The sequence below is a fragment of the Accumulibacter sp. genome, from assembly GCF_023806635.1.
Taxonomy (GTDB): Bacteria; Pseudomonadota; Gammaproteobacteria; order Burkholderiales; family Rhodocyclaceae; genus Accumulibacter.
On sequence record NZ_JAMTDQ010000045.1, the window covers coordinates 1 to 23902 of the forward strand.

Genomic DNA, 23902 nt, shown 5'->3' on the forward strand with positions numbered 1-23902 from the left:
CCCACCCCGCCGTTCGCCCAGATGGCCCTCGTTCCACACAAAACGGAGTAAACCCACAAAACGGGGTCTGTCCCCTATTTAACCCTTCGACAGCAGTGCGCGGTGGCGCCGGGCTGCGTGGCGTCGGTCGGTTGGCCCGCTTGGCTCGCTGGGCAGGCAGGACGAGCAGGCCTGCCGCCTGCAGGCGCTGCAGGAACTCCAGGCAGGCGCCGGTCTTCGCCGTCCCCGTCAGCGTCACCCAGCCCAGATGCTCGCACAATGTCGCCGCCAGTTCGCTGCGCGCCAAACCCGGCAGCCACGCCACCGTCGCGCAGATGTCGGCAACCTCGCGCGCACTGAACTCCCGACCGCAGTGCACCCAACTGCCCGACATCATCACATCCATCGCAGAACCTTCACCGGAAACCTGAAACTGTTGGCCTCCAGCTATTCTGCCAAAGCCGCGAAAAATTGTTTAGCCCCCCAGTGCGAAAGATTTAGTTTCGCAGCGGCCGCAAAGCCTTGCGATCACTGGCTTTCGGGGGTCATGCTTCAGGGCTGCCCCTATTTCCGTTTCCGATTTCCGTTTCCGATTTCCGTTTCCGATTTCCGTTTCCGATTTCCGTTTCCTATTTCCGTTTCCTATTTCCGTTGGTCCGGATGTCGCACCACATCTCTACGCCTTGCGTCGCAGCGCGCTCAATCGTCAAACCGCGCCAGCCATTCTGCTGTTAGCTCCTCGTTCCCCGACCCCGAACAACCAACAAGTTCGGGGTGTGCCGTAACGCGAGTTCCGGTAAGCAGGCGTCCCACCCGGTGATATGTCTCCAAGATATCTCCGCGGTTGCGATCGCCGATATCCGGCCCCATTCCCGCCTGAATCATGATGCCAAAGTCGAGCCTCTGAACTTTGCATACGGGCCCTAACCTTGCGACAAGGCGTTCGGTGCCGCCCAAGTACTCGACTAACGGCGTTCCCAGGAACGTTAGCCAGTTGACGGTCTTGATCGCGGGTCGAGCCGCGTGCGCTATAGCGTATAGAGTAACGTCCAAGTCAGGGATATCGATGCCCGGAAAGCGTCTGGCAATGAAGGGAAAGAGTGCAACAGCATCGACCGCGCGGTCGCCCTTCTCGTCCCAACTCAGGCCAAATCCGCAATGACCCGACATAAACTCCAAGGGTTGGGTAAGAACTCGTGCAACAGACACCAGACCATCCCAATCGTCTTTAAACCGCTCTACGGGGAGTAGCAGTCGAACCGCACCGGCTCGCTCGCCTTCCTGTTCGTTATGATTGAGGATCAATGCACAGTCCGACGGGTTGTTGGGCGTATCGCCGCCATGCAGCGTCAGCATGTAGATGTGCCGCCTGCTCTTTTTCTCACTTAACCATTGTTCAAGCATGTCAAGCGTATTGCTCTTGATTCTTCTCGCACCCGCCATGGCCTCAGTCTCGTAGAAGGCGACTTGCGGCCCGATCAGATCCAGCGATCGGCGGTAAAAGTGCTTCAATCCGCTAGCGATGTCGAAGAGCGACGCCGTCCAGTAAAGCGTAAGGTCGAGACAGCAACGCATATAAACGCCTTCTTCGTCGGCAAAGGAGAGGTTCTCGGGAAAACTGATCGACATGACATGTGCTTCCTGTTGCCGCGGGCGCGTTAATGCGGAGATCATTCAGCACGCGCACGTTTTCGAGCTGATTTCGACTGGACGCTTCCCGTGGCACATGTTGATCATGATCTTCCGTTGATCGCCGCGAAACCGATCTCCGGGGAACTTGAAGTCGAAAATGCGGTCCGCTTGACCGGTGATCGGTCGTCCATTAGTGTGCCTGGCAACCATAACTGCATCCGGAATGGCAAGCCCGGCGCCATAGGTCGGGGAGTGGCAGGGGAAGTCCACGCAAAGTTTTTTCCATGGGTCTCTACTCTGAATCTTGTTGAGTTTCTCCTCCAACTCGTTTGACCAATGACGCGTTTCGCTAATGCTGTCCTTCTTACGCCAACTAACACGACCCTTCTTCGGACGATTGAATCCTTCTCTCAGCTTCTTGCAGAATTCTTTACAGAGTGCATCTCCGATTTCTTGCTCACGATCCGACAACTGAAGACTTACGGGAGGGTTGAAGACGCCCCCCAAATTCACCGTATTCTCATGATTCTGGAACTTCTTGTCAGTCAACCGGCAGGCATTCTTGCCGTCCATCTTCACGTCAAACGAATACAAAATCCAAGTGGACTCCTTCATGAAGGTGGAGGACTTCACTCCGCCAGCAACGCCAGCGTTGTCACCGTTAGACAGTGAGAACTCGGACCCCTTGATCGCGATCATCATGCCGCCGTCGGCCTTGACTGTGGTAGTGCCCTTGGCCAGGGTAGCCGACTGCGAGATATTGGGATAGGGAATCGGCACCGGACCGCCTGGCGACGGCGTCTTGCACACGTCCGGGATCGTTGCGATGGAAACGCCGTTGCTGCCCTTGTGGACCAGCGAGTTGGCAACGCCATTGACCTTGATCGTGACCGGCATCTGAGCTATCCGCTACATGGTTAGCAACGCGGCCCCGCGCTCACCGCCCTCGGAGCCCGCCCAAACAAAGGCATAGGGCCCGTTGGCGTAGCCCTTTGCGCCGGCAATGACTGCTAGCCCGACATGAAGCGGGCCACTCGCCGCGGCAACGTCTCCCCAGCAGTCTGCCGGCGCGATGAAGTAGGATGAAGCTTCGAAGGCTTCCTTCGTCCGCAGACAGGTAAAGCCGTATTCGTCAGCCCGATAGGGCTCGCCATTCATGTCGCAATAGACGTCGGTGACGCGGGCTCCGTCGGGCAGCTTGGCCAGCGCTGAGCGAAAGGTCTGGGTCAGCCCTTCTCCGATGCACACCGTCTCGGTCTTGATGCGTTTGGGCTCGAATCCCTTGCCGACACCCAGTACCTGCGCCAGAGGCTCCAACTGCAGCCGCCGGATAGTCTCCTCGCGGATCAACAGAACTGAGCCGGCGCCCTCTCCCGGAATGAAGCCCCAGGCATTGTTCAGCGGACCAGCCCCGTGAAGTTGATCGCATGCCTCCAGCCATTCCAGGGTTTCCGGATCGATATAAGAATCCACACCGGCAAGAACGCAGGCATCGAGTTCCCCGCTCGTGAGCTTCGTCGTTGCGGCATCGAGCGCGAGCAAGCCACTGGCATGGCCGACAGGAAAGGAAGCCGCCGCACGAAAGGTACCGTTGTACTTCCGGGCGCAACGCCTGACCAGTTGCTTCTGCAAGTCCTCCGGCAAACCCGGCCGCGGCGCCGGCAGGCCAAACGCAATGGCGATGTTCAGAGCCTCGTGCGGACGCGCAAGGATCGGCTCCAACGCCTGGTCAATTGCAGGATGCAGCAAAGCCTCGAACCTGTCGACACCTGTCACCCCGATATCGAGCCAGGGCGCCCGAGCCACCCGCATGGGCTCACCCGCGGTGTCGATCATGTAGGGATGCTGCCCGAAGCCGGCGACGCCCGCCCGTACGGCCGCCGCGCTCGACCACGCACAGCGGCCGACCGGGGTCGAGGCACCGAGACAGGCGACGTAGACGGGTTGGGCTTCCATGTCAGGCCAGTTCCAGTTCCTCTTCCATCGCTTCAGACCCATCGCCATTGAGAAGCGTCTTTAGCGTGACGATGGTACGTTCCAGCTTCTGCACCTTGAAGTGGGACGGCAGGGCCGAGTGCCACACCATGGAAACCCGCGGGACATCAGGTTGCAGAATCACCGAGTGCATTTTGCGTGTCCTGTGGATCTCGCGACTGCCATCGTAGAAACGAGTCTCGAAGCCCAGATAAACCTTGGGCAGAAGGAAGCGCAGATCGCCTCCCGGCGTCAGTCGGTAGAGCACGACCGGTTCGCCGCCGCGCAGAAAATCGGGAGCCTGCTGATCTACAGGCGCGCACTGGAAGAAACGGTCATCGAAGTCCTCCGGCAACAATGGCTGGCGTGTACTCATCCACTCGTCGTCGTAGGTGCCTGCCAGCCCGGCGCGCGGTTGCCAGTGCCCGGCGATTGCGCCGAAGCCGGCGGGGGGTGGGCGATCATTCCATTCAATGAAACGGGCGTCCCGGTACTCGATGTTGGGCAGCAGGCGATCGTCGAGATGCGACTTCTCCACTGCGAAGCCGGTCCCCACGGGGTTGCGCCAGTCCCAGTCGGCTTGAGGGTTTTCGGAGAGCCCGTCCACGCCGCCGAACGCCCGCTCATATACGAGCGGCAGCCTGACGAAGGTTTGCGCCTCGCTTGGCCCCGAGCTTCCCCAAATCCGGTCGCCGAAGACCCGGAGAGTCTTCTGCACAGGCCCCACCTTGAATCCGACATCCAGTTCCGAGACCGCTCTGCCGCCCGGTGCGTAAGCATGTCCGACCACCAGCACGTCCGTGGTCTTCTTGGTCAGTACGAGATCGGCTTCGTACTTGATGCTGCTCTTGCCCGGCTCGCCGTGGTACTCGGGCGCGCGCAGCACTGGTGGCTGTTCCTGCGACGGGATGGTCGAACCATCCGGGAGGATGTCGAATGTCGCTTTCACCGCGACCAGCCAAACCTCCGCACCATCTCGATCGCGGACCCACCCGCGTTCGGCGGCGAAGGGCGTTCGGTTATCGACTTGCCACATGTGCGCTGCGCCTAGTTGATATCGATTGCCGCACCCTTGATCTTGTTGTACCCGGTCGAGCGGCTGAGGATATAGTTGCCCTTGATGATGACTTTACCGGCTCGTGTCAGCGTGATGCTCGCGTCGCCACAGCGCAGGACGATCTCACGCTCTGCCGTTACCACGTAACGGTCGCCGTCGGCCTGTATCGCGACCTGCCGGACCGCTTCGGGTTGCTCCGGGAGCGGGTTCAACTGCTGTTGCAGCACGCCAAGTATGATGGGCCGCAGCGGACTCCCCGACTCCAGAGCTACGACCACATCGGATCCGACCATTGCTCGCCGCAGCGGAACGGTGGATCGCGCTGCCAAGACCTCACCCGGAAGTTGCGGCAAGGAGTCAATCAGCGGCCGATCTTCGAGGTCAAAGCCATGCAAACGCGCTGTAGTGACCTCCGCGGAGAGAGCACGCTGCGCGCGAGGTTCCGTTCTTCCTCGCTGCACGACGGCGAACTCGTCATTGGCCAGCTTTTCCACCAGTGGTTCGAACGGATCTTCGCGCCTGCCCATGTCTGGTTCCCTAGTTGACTCCAACCTTGCTGCCCTTGATCACCACATCGCTGCTCGCCTTGACGTTGATCTTGCCCGAGCCATTGATCGTGATGTCCTTGCCCTTGATGGTAATGGTACCGTCCTTCTTCATCGTGATGCTGGCGCTTCCAGTCTTGATCGTCACGGAATCGCCGGCATCGATCACCAGATTCTTGCCCACTTTGAGCGAGTCGTTGTTGCCTACGCTCGTCGACTGATCAACCCCGACGGCAAGAACCCGGCTGGCGCCCACGACCACCTCCTGCGCGGCGCCGATGGCGATCGCTTCATTGACCCCGACGGCACGCGTGCGCATCAGCGCGACCGTGATGGTCTCATTCTGGCCGACCGTCTCGGTGCGGTCGGCACCAATGGTGATCGTCTCGTTGTTGAGAACCGTTTCGGTGCGATCATGCTGGACGAGCGTGGTCTCGTCGTTGTCGATCGTCTTCGTCCGATCATGCCCGACCCAGTGCGTCTCGTCGTTCTCGACCTCGATCATCTGGTCCTTCTCGGCGTGGATCAGCAGGTGTTCGCTGCCGGTCATGTCCTCGAAACGAATCTCGTTGAAATTCTCGACACCACCACCCTTGCTGGAACGTGTCTTGATTCCGGTCTGCGTCATGTTGGCGGGCAGGTCGTACGGCGGCATCTGGTCGGCGTTGTACACGCGCCCGGTAATGATCGGCCGATCGGGATCGCCCTCGAGAAAGTCGACGATCACCTCCTGGCCGACCCGCGGAATCGCCACCATCCCCCAGTTCTGGCCTGCCCAGTGATGCGCCACGCGAATCCAGCACGAGCTGTTCTCGTCAGCCTGGCCATAGCGATCCCAGTGAAACTGCACCTTCACCCGTCCGTATTTGTCGGTGTAGATCTCGTCGCCCTGTGCGCCGACGACGATGGCGGTCTGTGGCCCCTGGACCGCAGGCTTCGGCGTCAGCCGCGGCGGCTGGAACGTCTGCGCCGATGGAATCGCACGCAAGCGAACGCTGAAAACCTCGTCATCAGCCCTGGCCGACTCGTGCGGACTCTCTTCGAGCTGATAGTCGGCAGCGACGATTAGGTACTCCTGGTTCTGATCGGTGCGCGGGTGACGGGCAAGCTTGAACACCCCGCCGCTGACCAACCCATGCGCATTGCTTTCACCATTGAACACATCGAACTGGTGACGCAGTTCCTCGACGCGCAGGCGTGCGTATTGCTGGCCCTCGCCCGGCTCGTCGTATTCACCCGGATAGTCGAAGATCTCCAACTGGTCCTTGTAGTCGTGACCCAGAGAGCGCGCCGGGGCCGCGTCCGCCTGCATGTCCGCGCGTGGCTTCTCGAAGTTGAAATCCCGCGTCACGTAACTCGTCGGCTGGATCTCGCAGCCATGCGACCACTGCCGAACACCCTCCTCCTGCCGGGCATTGACCGCCTCCGGATCGAGATAGGGCACGGACTCGTAGCGGCTTGCCGCCACGTGTGCCGACGGCCCGTCGGCAATCACCAGTGTGTGTTTTCCCTGCGCGTGGCGGAAGAAAAAATGCATGCCTTCCTGCTCCATCAGCCGGGCGATGAAGTTGAAGTCGGTTTCCCGATACTGCACGCAATAGGACCACTGCCGGTAACTGGCCGTCAGTTTGAACTCGAAGTCGGCGTAAGGATGCTCCTTGAAAACATCCTCGATCACCTCGCGCACCGTCTTGTCCTGGAAGATCCGGCAGTCGCTGGTGCGCGTCAGCAGCCAGGTCCACGGCCGGACGACGATCAGGTAACGGTGGTACCGCCCCTCTGCGCCAAGCTGGAAGAAAGCGGCTGCGAGACCATTGAATTCACGCTGTGTGGCACGTGGCGTGGTCAGCACGACCGACACATTCCTGCCGAGCAACTCGTCCGCCTTGATGTCACCGCGCGCCGAGAGGACGGAAACGCGGAACTCACCGTTGCGCGACAGGCCATCGCTGCCATCCAGGGCCATGAACGACAGGTCGTCCTTGAGCGCGGTGACAACCTTCACCAGTCTTCTTGCCACTGTCGCCTGGACCATCGCGTCCTCCGCATTTCCTCCCGGACCACTGCAAGCGCATGATAGCGCATGCAGTCCGATTCCGCTCCCGTCAGATCATGGCGTGCGCGATTTCTCCCCGCTGCCGCCGGCCCGGCCCGCCTGTGCGACGACGATCAGCCCGACCACGGGACGCCCACCCTCGGTTCGCAGGGTTGCCGGCTGCAGTTCGAGGACAGCGAAACCGGCGTCGTCGAGGCATTTGCGGACGTAACCGGCGCTGTGCGCGTAGCGCCCGTGCGGGTTGATCAGATGACCGGCCGCCAGTGCCCGCTCGCCGCCGTCCTCGACCGAGAACGCCAGCCAGCCGCCTGCGCGCAGCGCCCGGCCTGCTGCCGCGCAGACCCCATCGAGCGGACCGAAGTAGCACAGTGTGTCGGCCGAGAGAACGACATCCCAGGCGCCTGCCTGCTCCGGCAGATCGAGGAAGGCAGTCAGTTCCATCCGGTAGAGCCGGTCGTAACAGGCCTTCCCCTCGGCCCGTTGCAGCATTCCCACCGACAGGTCGACACCGGTCAGGTGGGCAGCGTGGCTGCTGATCAGCGGACCACACAGGCCGGTGCCACAGCCCGCGTCAAGCACCTGCAACTGCCGCGCCGGCGGCGGCAGATACCGCCTCAGTGCCGCAACGACCAGTTCCGGTGCCTTGTACGAAAGCCGCGTCTGCAACTGCTCCTCGAAGCTCTCGGCAAAGCTGTCGAAGGTCTGCACGATGTAGTCGTCGGCAGCGCGCGCCGGAACATCGTGGCCAGAGCAGGCAGCGTACATGTGGCGTGCAAGCGGATCGTCCGGCTGCTGCACCAGCCACTGGCGGAAGACCTCGGCCGCCTCATCGATCTGTCCGATGGTGTAATAGGCCAGGCCGAGCAGCTTGTGTCCATCCGGGTGCTCGGGCATCAGGGTGATCGACCGGCAGTAGTGCTCCACCGCCAGCTGCGGCTTGTCCTGGGCGGCATAGAGCATGCCCAGGTTGTTGTAGGCACGAAAATGCCCGGGGTCGAGTTCCACCGCACGCTTCAGTTCGGCTTCCGCACGCTCCTGGTCACCCGTCACGCGATACCGGACGCCGAGGTTGTTGTGGAAATCGGCGCGCTGCGGGTCGAGCGCGATGGCGCGGCGATAGCTCGCCTCGGCTTCCGCCAGCCTGCCGACCGCGGTGTACAGGTTGCCGAGATTGCCGTGGACATCGGGAAAGTCGGGCGCCTGCGCAATCGCCTGCAGGAGCAGCGCCACCGCCTCCTCGGCCCGGCCCCGCTGGAACCGCAGCAGGCCGAGGAAATGCAGCGCATCCGGATGCCCGGGCGCGGCTTCGAGAACACGGCCATACAGCGCCTCGGCACCGTCGAGCTGATGGCGCCGATGGAGCTGAATCGCGTAGGCGATGGCATCTCCAACGCCCATCTCCGGCGGCCGGTCTGGATCGATCGCGAGGGACGGTGTCTCGACCATTGCCTGCTCAATATGGAGGGTACGGCAAGAACCAGCCAGAAGCTCGCCTGTCGTCCGGGCTACGCGCCGACATCAACCCGCTCGTGATCGCCTCGACCGCGCAACCGCTGTCGAGCAGGCGCCAATGGACCAGGTCCTGTAGATGACTGCCTGACGCAACCTGCAGGCACCCCTTCGGCGAATCAACACCCGGCCTGAAGTCGACCTCGTGCCGCATCATCGCTGCGCGTTCACAGCACGGCACCTGCTGCAGCCATAGCCGGCGATCGGACGACTGACAGCCGCGTCATACTCACGGCTGTCGCGCACCAGATCAACGCCGCTCTTGCCTGGCACCAGCGCCCAGTTGAATACCAGAGGCTTGAAGCTCGCTTCCGGATGCCAGAAATACAGCGCTGACTCACCAAATCTCCATGCCATACCCGCATTCCGGGACACGTACTCAACGGCACTGGGCGTCGGCGGAGCACCCTCCAGCATCTCGATATGCGCACACGCCTCGCGTTGCCGCACCAGCTCCAGCATCTTTGCTGCGCTGGAATCCACCCACTTCTTGACAAGAAACGCTGAGGTCACAGCGACCCCGACAGGGCCGCCCACTGCAGCTCCCAAAGGCCCTGTATTCACGCCGACGGCGTTCATTCCGCTGCTGACCAGTCTGACCAGACTCCATGCTGAACCCAGTTCCATTACCAACTCCCATGTAGCGCCTGCATCACAGAAGGAAATTCTTTCGAATTGCGATTGCTTCCTGTCGTCTCATGATTCGCTTGACTCCATCGGCAGTCCTTTCAAACAGTTCTACAGCTCCTGCGCCCGCCTCACCACCCGCGAGGCATCTCATCCCGACCACCCTTGGCGATCGTCTCGGTCAAGCGATCTACTCAAACCCGTACTGAAAATCCTCCCCCTCGACACCGACATGCACACGCTCGACAGGCTTGCCTTCGAGCATGCGGGTGAGAAACTCGGCGCTGATCCGCGGCAGCATGGTGTTGGTGAGAATCGCGTCGATCATCCGCCCGCCGCTCTCGAGTTCGGTGCAGCGGCTGGCGATCAGCTTGACGACGGAATCATCGTAGGTGAACGGAATGCGGTGATTGGCGCGGACGCGTTCTTCGATGCGGCCGAGTTGCAGGCGGGCAATCGCGCCGATCATCTGGTCGTTGAGCGGGTAGTAGGGGATTACCACCAGCCGGCCGAGCAGAGCCGGCGGAAACACCTTCAGCAGCGGCTCGCGCAGCGCCTTCGCCATCCCTTCGGCGTCCGGCATCAGATCCGGATCCTTGCACAGGCTGGTGATCAGCTCCGAACCGGCGTTGGTTGTCAGCAGGATCAGCGTGTTCTTGAAGTTGATGACGCGGCCTTCGCCATCCTCCATCCAGCCTTTGTCGAACACCTGGAAGAACACCTCGTGCACGTCCGGATGCGCCTTCTCCACCTCGTCGAGCAGCACGACGCTGTATGGCCGCCGCCGCACGGCCTCGGTCAGCACGCCGCCTTCGCCGTAGCCGACGTAGCCCGGCGGCGCCCCCTTGAGCGTGGACACCGTATGCGCCTCCTGGTACTCGCTCATGTTGATGGTGATCACGTTCTGCTCGCCACCGTAGAGCGCCTCGGCCAGCGCCAGCGCGGTCTCGGTCTTGCCCACCCCCGAGGTGCCGGCGAGCATGAAGACGCCGATCGGCTTGTTCGGGTTGTCGAGTCCGGCGCGCGAGGTCTGGATGCGGCGGGCGATCATCTCCATCGCGTGATCCTGGCCAATGATCCGCTGCGCCAGGATCTGCGGCAGCCTGAGCACGGTCTCGATCTCGTTGCGCGCCATGCGGCCAACCGGAATCCCCGTCCAGTCGGCGACGACGCTCGCCACCGCCTGGTAGTCGACCGTCGGCAGGATCAGCGGGTGCTCGCCCTGCAGCTCGCCCAGTTGCCGCTGCACCTCATCGAGACGCGCCAGGAGCGTCTGGCGATCCGCCGTCGCGTCGTCCGCCGGTGTTTCGGCAGTGGTGGTCCCGGCTGTCGCTGCGGCCTCGTCCGCTGCTGCTTCGGCCGCAGCCGTCCCGGCCCTCGCCGCGGCGTCGGCCGCGACCGCCGGGCCGGCCGCGCCCGACGCTGCCCCGGCCGCCTGCGACGCGCTCCGCAGCCGGGCACGCAAGGCGAGCAGTTCATCGACCAGCGCCCTCTCCTGCTCCCAGCGACGCTCGACCTCCTGCAGCCGCAGCCTTTCCGCGCTCAGCCCGGCTGCGACCTGCGCCTCGCGCTCGGCGACATCGATACCGATATCCTTCTCGCGCGCGATGATCTCGTGTTCGGTTTCCAGCGCCGAGATCCGCCGGCGGCTGTCGTCCACCTCGGCGGGCGTCGCATGCAGGCTGACCGCGACGCGTGCGCAGGCGGTGTCGAGCAGGCTCACAGACTTGTCGGGCAACTGCCGCGCCGGGATGTAGCGGTGCGAGAGCTTGACCGCGGCCTCGAGCGCCTCGTCGAGGATCTGCACCTGATGGTGCTTCTCCATGATCGCCGCCACGCCGCGCATCATCAGCGTCGCCTTCTTCTCACCGGGCTCGGCGACCTGGATCGACTGGAAGCGGCGGGTCAGTGCCGGATCCTTCTCGATGTATTTCTTGTACTCGGCGAAGGTCGTGGCGCCGATCGTCCGCAGGGTGCCGCGCGCCAGCGCCGGTTTCAGGAGATTGGCGGCATCGCCGGTCCCCGCCGCGCCGCCGGCGCCGACGAGCGTGTGCGTCTCGTCGATGAACAGGATGATCGGCCTGGCACTCGCCTGCACCTCGTCGATCACCGACCGCAGGCGCTGCTCGAACTCGCCTTTCATGCTGGCGCCGGCCTGCAGCAGGCCGACGTCGAGCGTGCGCAGTTCGACGCCCCGCAGGCTCGGCGGCACGTCACCGCGCACGATGCGCTGCGCAAAACCCTCGACCACAGCCGTCTTGCCGACACCCGCTTCGCCGATCAGGATCGGATTGTTCTGGCGGCGGCGCATCAGGATATCGACCACCTGGCGGATCTCCTCGTCGCGACCGACGATCGGGTCCATCTTGCCGGAGCGCGCCTGCGCCGTGAGATCGACCGTGAAACGCTTGAGTGCTTCCTGCTTGCCCATCTCGGCCGGCGCGATGGCGCCGCTCGCCTCGCCGGGAGCGGCCCCGCGCCCTGAGCCATCGCTGGCGAACAGCAGTTCCTCCGGAGAACCGGCGACGATGCGGGCGAACTCGTCGGTCAGGGTATCGGCGCGAACGCGCTCGAACTGGCGCGAAATGGCGAACAGCGAGTTGCGCAGGGACGAGGTCTTCAGCGCGCCGATGAGGAGATGTCCGGTCCGCACCTGCGTCTCGCGATACATCAGCGAGCCATAGACCCATCCCCGCTCGACGACGTTCTCGACCTGCGCCGACAGGTCGGAGATCGAGGTCGAACCGCGCGGCAGGCGATCGAGAGCGGCGGTGATGTCGGCTGCCAGCTTGCCGGTGTCGATTTCGAAGTGCCGGACGATGTGGTGCAGGTCGGAATCCTGCGTCTGCAGGATCTGCTCGATCCAGTGCACCAGTTCGACGTAGGGATTGCCGCGCAGCTTGCAGAACACCGTCGCCCCCTCGATGGCCTTGTAGCCGAGGCTGTTCAGCTTGCCGAAAAGCGCCACCCGGCTGATTTCACTCATTCTTCTTTCCTCGTCAAGAATTGCTGCTACGGCGGTTCGTTGCCGCTGTCGCCGACCGGTGGCGCTGCAGCGCCATTTCCACATCGAGCACCAGATCGTCGGCGGGGGCATCGCTGCCACGCTTTCCCAGCCATGTCGTGTAGCCCAATCGACAGGCCCCGTCGAGCTTCAACGCCGGCACCTCCGCCGCGTGCAGCAGCAATTGCGCGTCCCAGGCGTACTCCAGACCGGCGTAGTTGCGCACACAGGCTTCCAGTTCGGCGATCGCCTGGCCGCCCGGCAACAACCCAACATAGCGTTGCAAGCCCATCGGTCCGACGCGCAGGCGGAACTTGTGCTGGCGATCCCAGACCCGCCTGCCGACGACGGCGCTGCGCCCCAGGCAATGCCTTGCGACTCCGAGACGGGTGCGATCGTGCCGCGGGATCTTCATCCAGTGACCGACGAACTGCTCGACTGCCACCGGCAGGCAGAAGAATCCAGCCACCAGCATCGCCAGCCCTTCCGCATTGCGCACCTGCCGGTTGAATAGCGCCGCGTGGTGCAGCTTGGCGAAATCGGGCAAGGCATCGCGATCGCGCCATGCCGGCAGGCCGATCCCCGCCAGCGATCCAAGGTAGGCGCCGAAACGATCCTCGGCCGGCCGGTCGAGACTGACGCAGGGCTGTGCCTGTGCCCAGGCGCGGTAGAACAGGCTCAGGAAGCGGTGGTGGATGAGGTCGGCGAAGCGCGCCAGCGTCGGATCGTTGTGGTGCCGCATGCGGCCCAGCGCATACTCGGTGAGGTAGAGCGGCAACGGTCCGTTGGGACCGAAGAGACCGAAAAAGCGAACCTCGAGCCGCGGCGGCAGACCCTTCTCGGTGCTGACGAAAGACGACAGGCTGGCGGGCGCAAACGACAGCGCGGGCTCCTGCCCAAGCCGAATCGCCTCGTGCCGGGGCAGGTCGGCGGTGCCGATGCGCGGCGAATCCTGGCACAGGCAATCGATGCGCCGCAGCACCTGATAGAAACTCCACGCCCAGGGCTCGCGCGCGATGGCCGCGAAGAGAGCCTGCAGGCGCTCTACAGAATCGGTCGCAGTCCGCATCTTGCCGGCCAGTGCATGATCTCACCGCGCCTGACTGTGCGCAGCACGGTTTCGGTAAAGCTGTTGATGCTGACGTGGCGCGCCAGAAAACGCTCCAACACGCTGCCGAGCAGGAAAACGCTGCCGCCTTCGAAACACAACTCATCGATCTCGAGGCCGATCCGGATCCCGCGGCCGAAGCACAGCGGGCCGACCAGTGGCAGGCGGCTGACCACCTGTTCGCAGTTGATCGAGCGCAGGCCCTCGACCTGCCGGTGCATGCCCTCGTCCGCCGTCGTCGCGTAGAGGCTCAGCAACTCGCGCAGCGCGGCCGCGCCCTCCTCGGGGCTGGTGTCGAGCAGGGAAAGGTAGTTCAGCGACAACTGGCTGATGAAGCTCCACGCCTGTGCGCCATCGACGACCGCCGGATACGGTTTCGATGGTCCCTGGACGCAGCGGATCGCTTCCACGGGAGCCGCAATCTCAAGCGAGAAGTCGCTCTTGCCGCCGCCAAGATGCATGTACAGCGGCAGGTCGCGGTTGGTGCAGCGGGCACGCAACGAAAGCTGTCGCAGTTCGGTCCGGTATGGTGCTTCGTTCGGATCGACGAGCGACAGGAACACCTCGCTGCCGAGGTATCCGCTGCCTGCCGTACCAGCCCGCTGCTGCTTCTCGGAGGGAAGGCGCGGTTCCCTCCGCAGCGAGAAATAGCCTTGCGACTGCCCCTCAGCGGCATGATGGTCCGCATAAAACGGCCGGAAGACCTGCTCGTTGTCGGCCCCGGTTCCATAGCCGACGACCTTGAGCAGATCGTAAAGCTCGAAATCGGTCGGCCGTGTCCGGTCAGGCACGACGTGGAACTCATGCGCACTGTCGGTCAGATGGATGCGGTCGATCACCTTCTCGAAGAGATTGATCGCCGGCGAGCAGTGCAGCAGGAAGTTGGTCGTGTCGACGAGCTTCTCCAGCCCGGGCTCGCCGCGCGAAAAAAGGACCACCAGTTCGAGTTCGTTGCTGTTGTTCGCCCGCACGGCTTCGCTGAGGCCCGCCACGTCGAAGAACAGGTAACGCTGCGGCAGGCTGAAGTACTCCTGCAGCAAACGATAGCCACCGAAGTTGCGCGCCGGCACCGGCAACAATGCCTGCTCGTCATCGAAGCCCGTGAGCTGCACCCGGTCGGCCGACAGGAAGCTGTAGGACGACTCGGATCGCGGACCACCGGCGATGCAGAGCGCACCTAGAACCGCGGTACCCAGGAGTTCATGCAGCCTGTACGCCGCGTCGGCGCCGCCGAGATGAAAACTCAGGCGGTCGATCGCCGTCTGCGCAAAGCGCAAACCCGAGGTGCAGCGCAACTTGAGGCGAAAGCCGCCCTTGCAGGGCTTGGCCAGCGGCAGGCGCGAGAGCGGCAGGTCGGCGGCAAAACTGAAATAACTCGCCTCGACCAGTTCAGCCGGCCAGAGCGTCACTGACTGCGAGGTCGAAAACACGCATTTCGTCCCCGAAGCCTTGCCGGAAGCGGCGCGCAACGCCGTTCCGCGGGGTACGACGGCCTTGCCGGCAGCCAGGTTGGCGTCGGCGAGCACCGGCTGAAACTGTGCCACCAGCATCGCCGGCGTTGGCGCCAGGTAATGCGGATACAGCATCTCCAGCAGTCGATGCGAGAAACGCGGGAACTCCGCATCCAGCTTCATCTGGATGCGCGCGGCGAGAAACGCGGTCCCCTGCAGGAGCCGCTCGACATACGGATCGCGAATCTCGAAGCCGCCGATGTCGAGGCGGCCGGCAATCTTCGGGAAGGCAGCCGCGAACTCGGTCCCCATCGCCCTGAGGTGGCGCAACTCGCGCTCGTAGTATTCGAGAAAGTGCGAATTCATTCTCTGGCACGCTTCAATGCGGCAGTTCCAGCGGTGTCACCAGCCCCGTCTCGAGGTCGACTTCCGCCCGCAACAACAACTCGAAGGGCACGGGTTGGGCCCAGACCTGCGCCGAGATGCGCACACCGACGACGTTGTGGCAATCGAGCATGTTCTCGTTCTCGTCCGCCGTCACCTCAAGGCTGGTCGGCAGGATGCGTGGCTCGAAGCAGATGATCGCGTCGCGTATCGCGTTCTCGAGGTCGAGGACATTCAGCGAAGAAGCCGTCTCGCCGGAAAACGCCGGCAGGCCGAAGTTGAGGACCGAAGTCTCGATCTCGGGCCAGTTGCTCAGGTCCGTCGACACGGACAGTCGCGTCGCGTTCATCAGCCAGTGGAGGTTGTCCTTGACGTCATCGCGCAACTGCCTCTTCGACAGCACGCGCGCCTCCAGCGGCTCCTTCGTCGTCCCGCGCTGGTCGTCGCGCAGCCGGTCGAGCAACGAGGGCTGCAGCCGTTCGGGAGGAATGCGTTCGGCCACCCTCAGGCCTCGACGTTGCCGTCCCTGGCGATGACGATCTCGCGAATGTCCATCAGCGGGAAATCCCCCTGATCCGTCGCCAGCACACGCTGCCCCAAGCCATGAAAGACGCCGGCTGACACCTCCTGCCAGTCGGTCTTGCGCGCCAGGCGCAGCAACGGGTCGGCGTGGCTTTCCGAACCCGGATAACGCGTCGGGATGACGCCGACGCCGTCACCGCCATTGGCGAAGTGGAACTGCGTCGGCATCCACACCGAATCGCGCAGATCGGCTGGCTCGTCGATGACGATATGCGCCAGGCGCTCGAACGGCAGCCAGTAGTAGTGCCCATTGATCACCGCTTCGCAGACCGGGCCCAGACGCATGTCGGCGTCGGCAATCCAGGCGAAGGGCTGGCCGTTGATCGTCCCGGACGTTGCCGGCGCAAGATCGAACGCCCTCTGGCGAAGCTCCTCTGCTGCCTGCGGGTCACCCTGCCCGGCAGTGAGAAGCGATTCGATCAGCAGCGCCAGCCAGGTCTCCGGCTCGCCCAGGATCAACGGTGAGCGCTTGCCGGCAAAGACATCGGCTCGCAGCGACTCACAGCGCAATGTTTCCCGGTACATCTGCGCCATCGGCAATGCGGCCGCCTGCAGCTCGGCCACCGTGTTGAGTTGCGCCAGTGCCCGCTCCCACTGGCCGAGGACCGCCAACAGCTGGAAGAGAAAGGTGCGCAGCCTGGCGTCACCGGGCCGGCTGCGAACGCTCGCCTGCAGAAGCTGCAGGGCCCGGTCGACATCACCCTCGCGCAACGCCTGTTCGGCGGACGAACTCGTATTCATGCTCCAACCTTTCGCGCCGGGTCTGCCGACCCCTGCTCTGCTCGATGTCAGGAATTGATCTCGGTCTGGAAGGTCGTCGTGCCCCGTCCGCTGCCGGTTCGACCCTGCGGCACGTACTCCACCATGACCTTCTGGAAACTCAACGCAAAGTCCTCGCTGAGCTCCGCCGAATCGCTCCCCTGCCCGCCGCTCACCTGATGCTGGACGATGCGCGCCCGCTCGAGCGTGATCGTCAGATACTCGAGCGCTTCGGGACCCGCGGACTTGCGCACGGTGAGAACCGCCTTCTTCACCATTTCGTTGAAACGCAGCGCCGACATCAGCGCGGTCGTCGCCGAGTCCACCCGTTTCGTGATGCGCAGGACATCGAACGAGGTCCGTGCCGTCGCGGCAGCGAAAGGGTCGCCCGGGCTCTGCATTCCCCACGACCAGGACATGACCTCGATCTCACCCACGTGCTTGGGATCGCTCGCCTCCCCCCTGATCGGCCCCTGCTTGGCGCCGTCGATCTTGAGAAACATGTCACGCAGAGCCATGAGCCACCTCCCGGGTCCCCACCCCAACGACCGCCAGCCGCAACCGCACACGCGCCGGGCAACGCGGCGCCGGTGCGGACATGCACCGGCGCCGCGTCACACAAGGCCATCCGCCCTCCACCGCCGCAAGCGCCCGTTGCCGCGAACGCCGACACCAACTCGCGCCGAAGGCGGCGGCACTCAGCCGGCAGCCGCGTTCTGCGCGATGTTCCAGGCCGCAATCTTGGCGCCACCTTCCTTGCCGCCCTTCGCATTCTGCGGCTGGTACTCGAACTTGAACTCGGCGAAGTTCAGCGTCACGTTCTCGGTCAGGCGATCCTCGCCGCCGCTGCCACCGGTACTGACGGAACTGATCAGCACCTGCTTCATCGTCAGCTTGATGTACTCGAGAGGCTCCTTGCCGGCCTTGCGGATCACCAGCACCGCATCATCGAAGTGCTCACCGGTGCAGGCACCGAGCATCAGCGCGTTGCTCGCACTGTCGACGTACTTGGTGAACGACAGGTCGTTCACCGACACCTTGCCGGACCCGCCGCCGCCGCCCATGTGCGCGGTGCCGCTCTGCGACATCCCCCAACTCCAGGCAAGCACATCGATCTCCTTCGCGTGCGTCTTGTCGCTCGACTCACCCTCAATCGTCTTGATCTTCATGAACATATCAACGGCCATGTCTATCTCCTTCAGAGTTGGCCCAAACACCACATGTCCTGCTCGCGCAGGACCCCATCACCACCAGACAGGCTTCCCCAGCGTGCTGCAGACACACTGGGGACTCCAGACTACCCGAACCTCACCGCTGCCACGCGCGCGAGTCGCTGCCGCGGCAGCCGACGCCGCCACGCCCAAACCGGCACCGGGCTGACGGCACGGCAGCACCACGGCAACATCTCTGACCGACGAAGCGAACTCGTCACTTGGTCGGCAGTTTCGAAACCAGGCGCAGCGAGACGGTCAACCCCTCCAGTTGGTAGTGCGGCCGGAGGAAGAATTTCGACGAGTAGTAGCCCGGGTTGCCCTCGATCTCCTCGACGACCACCTCCGCTGCCGCCAGCGGACGCCGCGCCTTGGTCTGCTCGGTCGAATGCGCCGGGTCACCATCGACATAGTTCATGATCCAGTCGCGCAACCAGCGCTCCATGTCTGCCCGCTCCTTGAACGAGCCGATCTTGTCGCGCACCATGCATTTAAGATAGTGGGCAAAACGGCAACAAGCAAACAGATAAGGCAGCCGCGCAGCCAGATTGGCATTCGCCGTCGCGTCCGGATTGTCGTACTCGACCGGTTTCTGCAGCGACTGGGCGCCGATGAATGCCGCGAGGTCGGTGTTCTTGCGGTGAATCAACGGCATGAAGCCATTCTTCGCGAGTTCGGCTTCGCGGCGGTCGCTGATCGCGATCTCGGTCGGGCACTTCATGTCGACCCCGCCGTCATCGGTCGGGAAGGTGTGCACTGGCAGGTTCTCGACGACGCCACCCGATTCGACACCGCGAATCCGCGAGCACCAGCCGTACAGCTTGAAGGCGCGGTTGATGTTCGTCGCCATGGCGTAGGCGGCGTTCGCCCAGGTGTACTTCCGGTGGTCCGCCGCGCCGGTATCCTCCTCGAAGTCGAACTCCTCGACCGGTTGCGTGCCGACCGCTGAGCCATAGGGCAGGCGCGAGAGAAAGCGCGGCATCGTCAACCCGATATAGCGCGAATCCTCTGAGTTGCGCAGCGAGCGCCATGCGGCATACTCCGGGGTCTGGAAGATCTTGGTCAGGTCACGCGGATTCGACAGTTCCTGCCAGGAACCCATCTGGAACAGGCTCGGCGCGACGCCGGCGATGAACGGTGCATGCGCCGCGGCAGCGATCTTCGACATCTCGCCGAGCAGTTCGACGTCCGGCGCACCGTGGTCGAAGAAGTAGTCGCCGATCAGGCAACCGAAGGGTTCGCCCCCGAGCACGCCATATTCTTCTTCATAGATCTTCTTGAACAGCGGACTCTGGTCCCAGGCAACCCCCTTGTACCGCTTCAACGTCTTGCCGAGATCCGTCTTGGAGATGTTCATCACCCTGATTTTCAGATTCTCGTCGGTTTCCGTGTTGTTTACCAGATAGCTCAGACCACGCCAGGCCCCCTCCAGCTTCTGGAAGTCCTCGTGGTGCAGGATCTGGTTGACCTGCTCCGAGAGCTTGCGGTCGAGTTCGGCAATGATCGCCTCGATCGACTTGACCACATCGTCGCTGATCAGCTTCGTCTGCGCCAGAGCCTGCTGTGCGAGGGTGTGCACGGCAACGCTGACGGCGTCCCTTGCCTGATCGGTCTTCGGCTTGAACTCCTTCTGCAGGAGGGCGGCAAAATCGCCGCCCTCCAGGACGACTGCGCCCGACGCGAGATCGGATTGAACTTGTGTATCTGCCATTCAGAGCTTCTCCCAAGAACTGATTCGTTGTCCTGCCACAACCACTGCTGCAGCCCATGTCGCGCCAGCCGTTGCGCTCACGCCTCCGCCTCTGCGGCCGGTGGCAGCGGGTTCGCCGCCAGCGCCTGTAGCAGCGCCGGATCCTGCAGCACCTTGGCCAGCAACTCCTCAGCACCGCTCTTGCCATCCATGTAGGCGATCAGCGCCGAGAGCTGCTGCCGCGCCGTGAGCAGCTTGTTCAAAGCGTCCACCTTGCGCGCCACCGCCGCCGGCGAGAAGTCATCCATCGACGAGAAGCTCAGTTCGACGTTGAGGTTGCCTTCACCGGTCAGTGTGTTGGGGACCTGAAACGCCAGGCGCGGCTTCATCGCCTTCATCCTGCTGTCGAAGTTGTCGACGTCGATGCTGTCGAAATGGCGCTGATCGACCGGCGCCAGGGGGTCTGCCGGCTTGCCCGAGAGGTCGGCGAGGACGCCCATCACGAACGGAATCTGCACCTTCTTCTGCGCATCGCCCACCTGCACGTCGTACTCGATCTGGACCCGCGGCGCGCGATTGCGCGCGATGAACTTCTGACTGCTGTCTGCCATTGTGGCCTCCCGATAGGTGGTACAAAAACGCCGCCCGGCCGAGCCGAATACGGACCCGCAGGGCTATTCCTCTTCCTTGTTCAGCTTTTCGCCAACCACCGTCTCCGCCTGTTCGAGGCCATCCGGCGCCAGATCGTGCATCAGCTCGAGAAAGGACATGTTCATCATCCGCTGCGCCCGCCGGAGCAGGATCTGCACCGGATTGGTCGGCTCGTGCCGAACGAGATAATCGCACAAACGCCCGAGGATTCGCACCACGTCTTCGCGGGAGCTGATCTCGCCGGCCGCTGCCGCGGCACGCGCCCTGCCCGTGGGCAGATCCGGACTGCCCGGTGCTTCACTCGCAACATCCGTCGCCGCATCGGCTGCGAGGTCCTCGGGTACGGCGCTGGCGAAAGCCTGATCGACGTTGAACAGGACCGTCTGCAAGGCCTTGAAGTCGACGCCGACGGACTCGCCAGCACGCTCGGAGATGATCGCCGTCACCGCCTTCAGGCTGGCCAGCGCCTGCCCGGCGACGCGCCGGATTCCGGGATCCTCTTCCACCGCTGCGGCCAGCAGCACGCCCAGCTCGGACTCCGAATGGACCCGCGCATCGGCCGGCGGCTTCAGCCGGCCCTGCGCGATCTCGATCTCGCGCACGGCGAGCTGGCCATAGCGTCTCGACTTGAGGACCATGCTGCCACGCACGTCGGCCACCACCGCATCCAGCGAACCGAGCGGCACCAGGGCATTGACGCGAATCGTCGCGTCCTGGTCCTCCTCCTCGAGCCGCGGATGAACGCCCTCCCAAAACTTCTCGAAGAGACCGTTGATCAACGCCAGACCGTCGGCGATCCCGGAAAAGCCCTGCGTATGCAGCAGCGCACGCGTCAGGTACACCGCCACCCGCAGATCCTTCGACCGGGCGAGCAGACCCTCGGCCAGCGTCCGCACCTCGTTCCAGTTGGCCGCCTTGCCCTCGATGCGCATGACATCGCCGCCGTCGCGCCCGAACTCCTCGCCGCGCTTCTCGGTCGCCGCCTCCTCGAGCTGCTGGAACTCGGCATCGTATTCCAGGTTGTCGCCGCATGGGTCCTCGCCAGCGACCGGCTGCAACCAGACATCAAGCGTCATGTTCCATCACTCATCACTCCATCGACCCCATGTCGCCTCGCGGCCGCACACCGCATTCCCGTGCCGGCGTCGAGCCCAACCACATCGCCCCGGAGCGGGGTCAGTTTGCCGCATCCGGTGCCGCAACACAGCTCAGCGTTCCGCCGGCAACGGCGCCATCGCAGGATTCGGCACCCGCCACACCGAGGAACCTGTCGACCGCAGCCTCGCCGACACGCGTCTCGGTGATCACGCCCTTGCGCAACTGTGCGGCAACGTTCTCGTTCGAGAATCCGCTCTCGAACTGCTCGAGCCGCAACTGATTCAGGATCGCCGCGTTCGCCGCCTGGATCGACTGATAGGCCGACGTGTCAACGACCATCCTGCCGTCGATCACCACCGTACGTACGTCGGACAGCGCGACGGCCGCCGGCCGGGCAAGCAATGCCTGCACGGTACCGGTCGGTCCGACACCGCCATTGTTGATCGTGCTCAGGTAGATCGGCACCGGACCCGCGGGCCCACCCGTCTTGCGGAACGGATACGGGGCGATGGTCTGCAGGGTGCTGTTGCCGGCAGCGCCCGTTCCACCGAAGCTGACGGCGATCGGCGAGAATTCCGATCCGTAGTAGAAGTTGCCGGCGCCGCTTGGGGAATCGGCAATCAGGAAGATCGACGGCAGGATCGAGACGCCGTTGTCGTTGACCCCGGCCGGATCGGTCGCGATGTTGCCGCCGCCACGTCTCTGGGTGGCTGCCACCCAGGTCTGGATGCTGCCACCGCCGCCCTCGATCTGGCGTCCGAGGAGCATCACGGTGTCCGAGTTCACCGCTGGTGTCGGACTTGACGCTACGCGGATGGTGTCCGAGGCGATCGCCACGACGCTCTTCCTGCCGCCGGTCTGCGCGTTGTCCGTGCTCGTGACTGCCTTCACGGGCCCGAGCAGCCTGTTCGTGCCACTCGCCGGATGCGTGATCTCCTGGCCATCGACGGGAATGGCGAAAGCCTCGATCAGACCGACCAGACCAGCCGGCTTGGCAGCCACCTTCGCACCGGCGGTCAGGTCGATAGAAGCCTTGCCGGCCTCCAAGCTGAGGGTCACGCCGGGGCTGGAGGCGATCCTCGTTCCGGCACTCTGGAAGATTCCCGCACCGTAGATGAAGAGTTCGAGTGGCGTTCCGCCTGCATCCTGCACCGAAACGCCCTCGACCTTGTTCGTCCGCATGGCGGCCCCATCCCCGTTCGAAACCAGACGAGCGGTACCTGAACCTACGAAATCCAGATTGCCGACTTCGATCGTCGTGTCGCTGCTCCACAGCGACGAGCCTGCAAGGCGGACTTGCCCTTCGAGCTTGAGCTGCTTGGCCGTGAGCTGGGCATTCGTCGTATCCAGCCGGGCCTCAAGGAGATTACGGTCCCCGAGGGCTGTCTCGCCGGCCGTGATGGTCAACGGCAGGACGAAATCGTTGCCCGAACGAATGAGGGTGACCGACTGACCTGGCGCGTCGATCGTCGTCGTGGCCTTGAACACGACGTCGCCATCCTGCGTCACGGCGCCGCTTGAACTGATGCGCGCGATGCCGTCGACCGTCGTCGTGCCGAGCAACAGGCCCTGGCTGGAGGTGCTCAGGGTGCCGCTGGTCATGGCTGCGAGGTCGAGGAGGCTGGCATCCTGCAAGCTGACGTCGCGCCCCTCAACCGTCACGCGGCCGCCGAAGTCGTTCCCGGCACGGTCGAGAAGGACATTCTGGCGCGCAGCGTTGATCGTCGTCGTGCCCGTCACCTGCACGTCGCCATCCTGCGTCAGCGAACCACCGGCATTGAGCACGGCCTTGCCCGTCACGACGCTCGGCCCCAGGTTCAGCTCCTGGCTGGTCGTCGTCAGGTCACCGCTGACCGTGGCGGCGAGGTCGAGGGCGTCCTTGTCGCGCAGCTTCACGTCGTGCCCGCTGATCGTCACCCGGCGTTGAAAGTCGTTGTCTTGCCGATCGAGCGTCACGGCCTGTCCGGCAGCGTTCACCCACAGCCGCCCCTTCACGGTCAGGTCGCCACTCTGCGTCACCGTCCCCGAGGCGGTGAGGCCTGCGTCATCATCAATGACCGTCGTCCCCAGGTCGATGCTTCCGCCCACGTCCGTCGTCAGTCTGCCCGTCACGTTCGCGACCAGACCGAGTGCGTTGGCGTCGCGCAGGCTCACATCCCTGCCGCTGACCGTCACACGGCCCGTGAAGTCGTTCGCCAAGCGATCGAGAAGAACGGTCTGGCCAGCGGCGTTGATCGCCGTCGTGCCGGTCACCTGCACGTCGCCATCCTGCGTCACCGCGCCGCCGGCGTTCAGCACGGCCGTGCCGCCGACCGTCGTCGTGCCGAGCAGCAGCGCCTGACTGGTGGTGGTGATGAGGTTGCCCGTCACGCTGCCGGTGAGGCTGAGGTCGCTCGCGTCGCGCAACGTCACGTCCGCGGCGCTGACCGTCACCCGGCCCGTGAAGTCGTTCGCCAGGCGATCGAGAAGAACGGTCTGGCCGGCGGCGTTGATCGCCGTCGTGCCGGTCACCTGCACGTCGCCGTCCTGCGTCACCGCGCCGCCGGCGTTCAGCACGGCGTTGCCGGACACCGTCGTCGGGCCGA

General features: G+C 63.9%; 19 protein-coding genes and 1 pseudogene. All 20 read right to left on the minus strand.

Annotated elements, in window-relative coordinates:
• Positions 1-385: pseudogene (locus NFW30_RS09020) on the minus strand (hypothetical protein); the annotation flags it as partial.
• 293 nt (positions 386-678) lie between these two features.
• The gene (locus NFW30_RS09025) at positions 679-1608 is read right to left on the minus strand and encodes a type VI immunity family protein (RefSeq protein WP_295353070.1); all 930 of its coding nucleotides are present in this window, start codon (positions 1606-1608) and stop codon (positions 679-681) included.
• 45 nt (positions 1609-1653) lie between these two features.
• Positions 1654-2508 (minus strand): DUF4150 domain-containing protein, encoded by an 855-nt coding sequence (locus NFW30_RS09030; protein WP_295353072.1) that lies wholly within the window; start codon positions 2506-2508, stop codon positions 1654-1656.
• Positions 2509-2520: 12 nt separating this feature from the next.
• Positions 2521-3567, minus strand: a complete 1047-nt coding sequence (locus tag NFW30_RS09035) for a beta-ketoacyl synthase N-terminal-like domain-containing protein (protein ID WP_295353074.1) — start codon at positions 3565-3567, stop codon at positions 2521-2523.
• Between the two features lies 1 nt (position 3568).
• Positions 3569-4621: a DUF2169 domain-containing protein gene (locus NFW30_RS09040; RefSeq protein ID WP_295353077.1), complete on the minus strand. Its 1053-nt coding sequence runs from the start codon at positions 4619-4621 to the stop codon at positions 3569-3571.
• 11 nt (positions 4622-4632) lie between these two features.
• A complete protein-coding gene (locus NFW30_RS09045; RefSeq protein ID WP_295353079.1) occupies positions 4633-5169 on the minus strand; it encodes a DUF6484 domain-containing protein in 537 nt (178 codons plus the stop codon).
• Between the two features lie 10 nt (positions 5170-5179).
• Positions 5180-7192 (minus strand): type VI secretion system tip protein VgrG, encoded by a 2013-nt coding sequence (tssI, locus tag NFW30_RS09050; RefSeq protein WP_295353082.1) that lies wholly within the window; start codon positions 7190-7192, stop codon positions 5180-5182.
• 105 nt (positions 7193-7297) lie between these two features.
• Positions 7298-8689: a tetratricopeptide repeat protein gene (locus NFW30_RS09055; RefSeq protein ID WP_295353084.1), complete on the minus strand. Its 1392-nt coding sequence runs from the start codon at positions 8687-8689 to the stop codon at positions 7298-7300.
• A gap of 216 nt (positions 8690-8905) precedes the next feature.
• Positions 8906-9379 carry a hypothetical protein gene (locus NFW30_RS09060; protein WP_295353087.1) on the minus strand — a complete coding sequence of 158 codons (474 nt, stop codon included), beginning with the start codon at positions 9377-9379 and terminating at the stop codon, positions 8906-8908.
• 190 nt (positions 9380-9569) lie between these two features.
• Positions 9570-12365, minus strand: coding sequence for a type VI secretion system ATPase TssH (gene tssH / locus NFW30_RS09065; protein WP_295353090.1), 2796 nt, complete (start codon positions 12363-12365; stop codon positions 9570-9572).
• Positions 12366-12378: 13 nt separating this feature from the next.
• Positions 12379-13452 carry a type VI secretion system baseplate subunit TssG gene (tssG, locus tag NFW30_RS09070; RefSeq protein ID WP_295353093.1) on the minus strand — a complete coding sequence of 358 codons (1074 nt, stop codon included), beginning with the start codon at positions 13450-13452 and terminating at the stop codon, positions 12379-12381.
• Complete coding sequence (tssF, locus tag NFW30_RS09075; RefSeq protein ID WP_295353096.1) at positions 13428-15308, minus strand: type VI secretion system baseplate subunit TssF; 1881 nt, start codon at positions 15306-15308, stop codon at positions 13428-13430. The genes tssG and tssF overlap by 25 nt, the downstream gene beginning before the upstream one ends.
• Positions 15309-15321: 13 nt before the next feature.
• Complete coding sequence (tssE, locus tag NFW30_RS09080) at positions 15322-15828, minus strand: type VI secretion system baseplate subunit TssE (RefSeq protein WP_295353100.1); 507 nt, start codon at positions 15826-15828, stop codon at positions 15322-15324.
• A gap of 2 nt (positions 15829-15830) precedes the next feature.
• A complete protein-coding gene (locus NFW30_RS09085; RefSeq protein WP_295353103.1) occupies positions 15831-16649 on the minus strand; it encodes a type VI secretion system accessory protein TagJ in 819 nt (272 codons plus the stop codon).
• Between the two features lie 47 nt (positions 16650-16696).
• Positions 16697-17185, minus strand: a complete 489-nt coding sequence (locus NFW30_RS09090) for a type VI secretion system tube protein Hcp (RefSeq protein WP_295353105.1) — start codon at positions 17183-17185, stop codon at positions 16697-16699.
• A 180-nt stretch (positions 17186-17365) separates the two neighbouring features.
• Positions 17366-17854: a type VI secretion system tube protein Hcp gene (locus NFW30_RS09095; protein ID WP_295353108.1), complete on the minus strand. Its 489-nt coding sequence runs from the start codon at positions 17852-17854 to the stop codon at positions 17366-17368.
• Between the two features lie 241 nt (positions 17855-18095).
• On the minus strand, positions 18096-19589 hold the full coding sequence (gene tssC / locus NFW30_RS09100) for a type VI secretion system contractile sheath large subunit (protein ID WP_295353111.1): 1494 nt from the start codon (positions 19587-19589) through the stop codon (positions 18096-18098).
• 77 nt (positions 19590-19666) lie between these two features.
• Positions 19667-20179: a type VI secretion system contractile sheath small subunit gene (gene tssB / locus NFW30_RS09105; RefSeq protein WP_295353114.1), complete on the minus strand. Its 513-nt coding sequence runs from the start codon at positions 20177-20179 to the stop codon at positions 19667-19669.
• A 63-nt stretch (positions 20180-20242) separates the two neighbouring features.
• Positions 20243-21295, minus strand: coding sequence for a type VI secretion system protein TssA (tssA, locus tag NFW30_RS09110; RefSeq protein ID WP_295353117.1), 1053 nt, complete (start codon positions 21293-21295; stop codon positions 20243-20245).
• Positions 21296-21395: 100 nt separating this feature from the next.
• The coding region (locus NFW30_RS09115) for a hypothetical protein (RefSeq protein ID WP_295353120.1) at positions 21396-23902 on the minus strand (2507 nt) is incomplete at its 5' end.

Coding starts and splice junctions, on each gene's coding strand:
- NFW30_RS09025 (WP_295353070.1), bottom strand. CDS start 1,608: ATGTCGATCAGTTTTCCCGAGAACCTCTCCTTTGCCGACGAAGAAGGC.
- NFW30_RS09030 (WP_295353072.1), bottom strand. CDS start 2,508: ATGCCGGTCACGATCAAGGTCAATGGCGTTGCCAACTCGCTGGTCCAC.
- NFW30_RS09035 (WP_295353074.1), bottom strand. CDS start 3,567: ATGGAAGCCCAACCCGTCTACGTCGCCTGTCTCGGTGCCTCGACCCCG.
- NFW30_RS09040 (WP_295353077.1), bottom strand. CDS start 4,621: ATGTGGCAAGTCGATAACCGAACGCCCTTCGCCGCCGAACGCGGGTGG.
- NFW30_RS09045 (WP_295353079.1), bottom strand. CDS start 5,169: ATGGGCAGGCGCGAAGATCCGTTCGAACCACTGGTGGAAAAGCTGGCC.
- NFW30_RS09055 (WP_295353084.1), bottom strand. CDS start 8,689: ATGGTCGAGACACCGTCCCTCGCGATCGATCCAGACCGGCCGCCGGAG.
- NFW30_RS09060 (WP_295353087.1), bottom strand. CDS start 9,379: ATGGAACTGGGTTCAGCATGGAGTCTGGTCAGACTGGTCAGCAGCGGA.
- tssH (WP_295353090.1), bottom strand. CDS start 12,365: ATGAGTGAAATCAGCCGGGTGGCGCTTTTCGGCAAGCTGAACAGCCTC.
- tssG (WP_295353093.1), bottom strand. CDS start 13,452: ATGCGGACTGCGACCGATTCTGTAGAGCGCCTGCAGGCTCTCTTCGCG.
- tssF (WP_295353096.1), bottom strand. CDS start 15,308: ATGAATTCGCACTTTCTCGAATACTACGAGCGCGAGTTGCGCCACCTC.
- NFW30_RS09085 (WP_295353103.1), bottom strand. CDS start 16,649: ATGAATACGAGTTCGTCCGCCGAACAGGCGTTGCGCGAGGGTGATGTC.
- NFW30_RS09090 (WP_295353105.1), bottom strand. CDS start 17,185: ATGGCTCTGCGTGACATGTTTCTCAAGATCGACGGCGCCAAGCAGGGG.
- NFW30_RS09095 (WP_295353108.1), bottom strand. CDS start 17,854: ATGGCCGTTGATATGTTCATGAAGATCAAGACGATTGAGGGTGAGTCG.
- tssC (WP_295353111.1), bottom strand. CDS start 19,589: ATGGCAGATACACAAGTTCAATCCGATCTCGCGTCGGGCGCAGTCGTC.
- tssB (WP_295353114.1), bottom strand. CDS start 20,179: ATGGCAGACAGCAGTCAGAAGTTCATCGCGCGCAATCGCGCGCCGCGG.
- tssA (WP_295353117.1), bottom strand. CDS start 21,295: ATGACGCTTGATGTCTGGTTGCAGCCGGTCGCTGGCGAGGACCCATGC.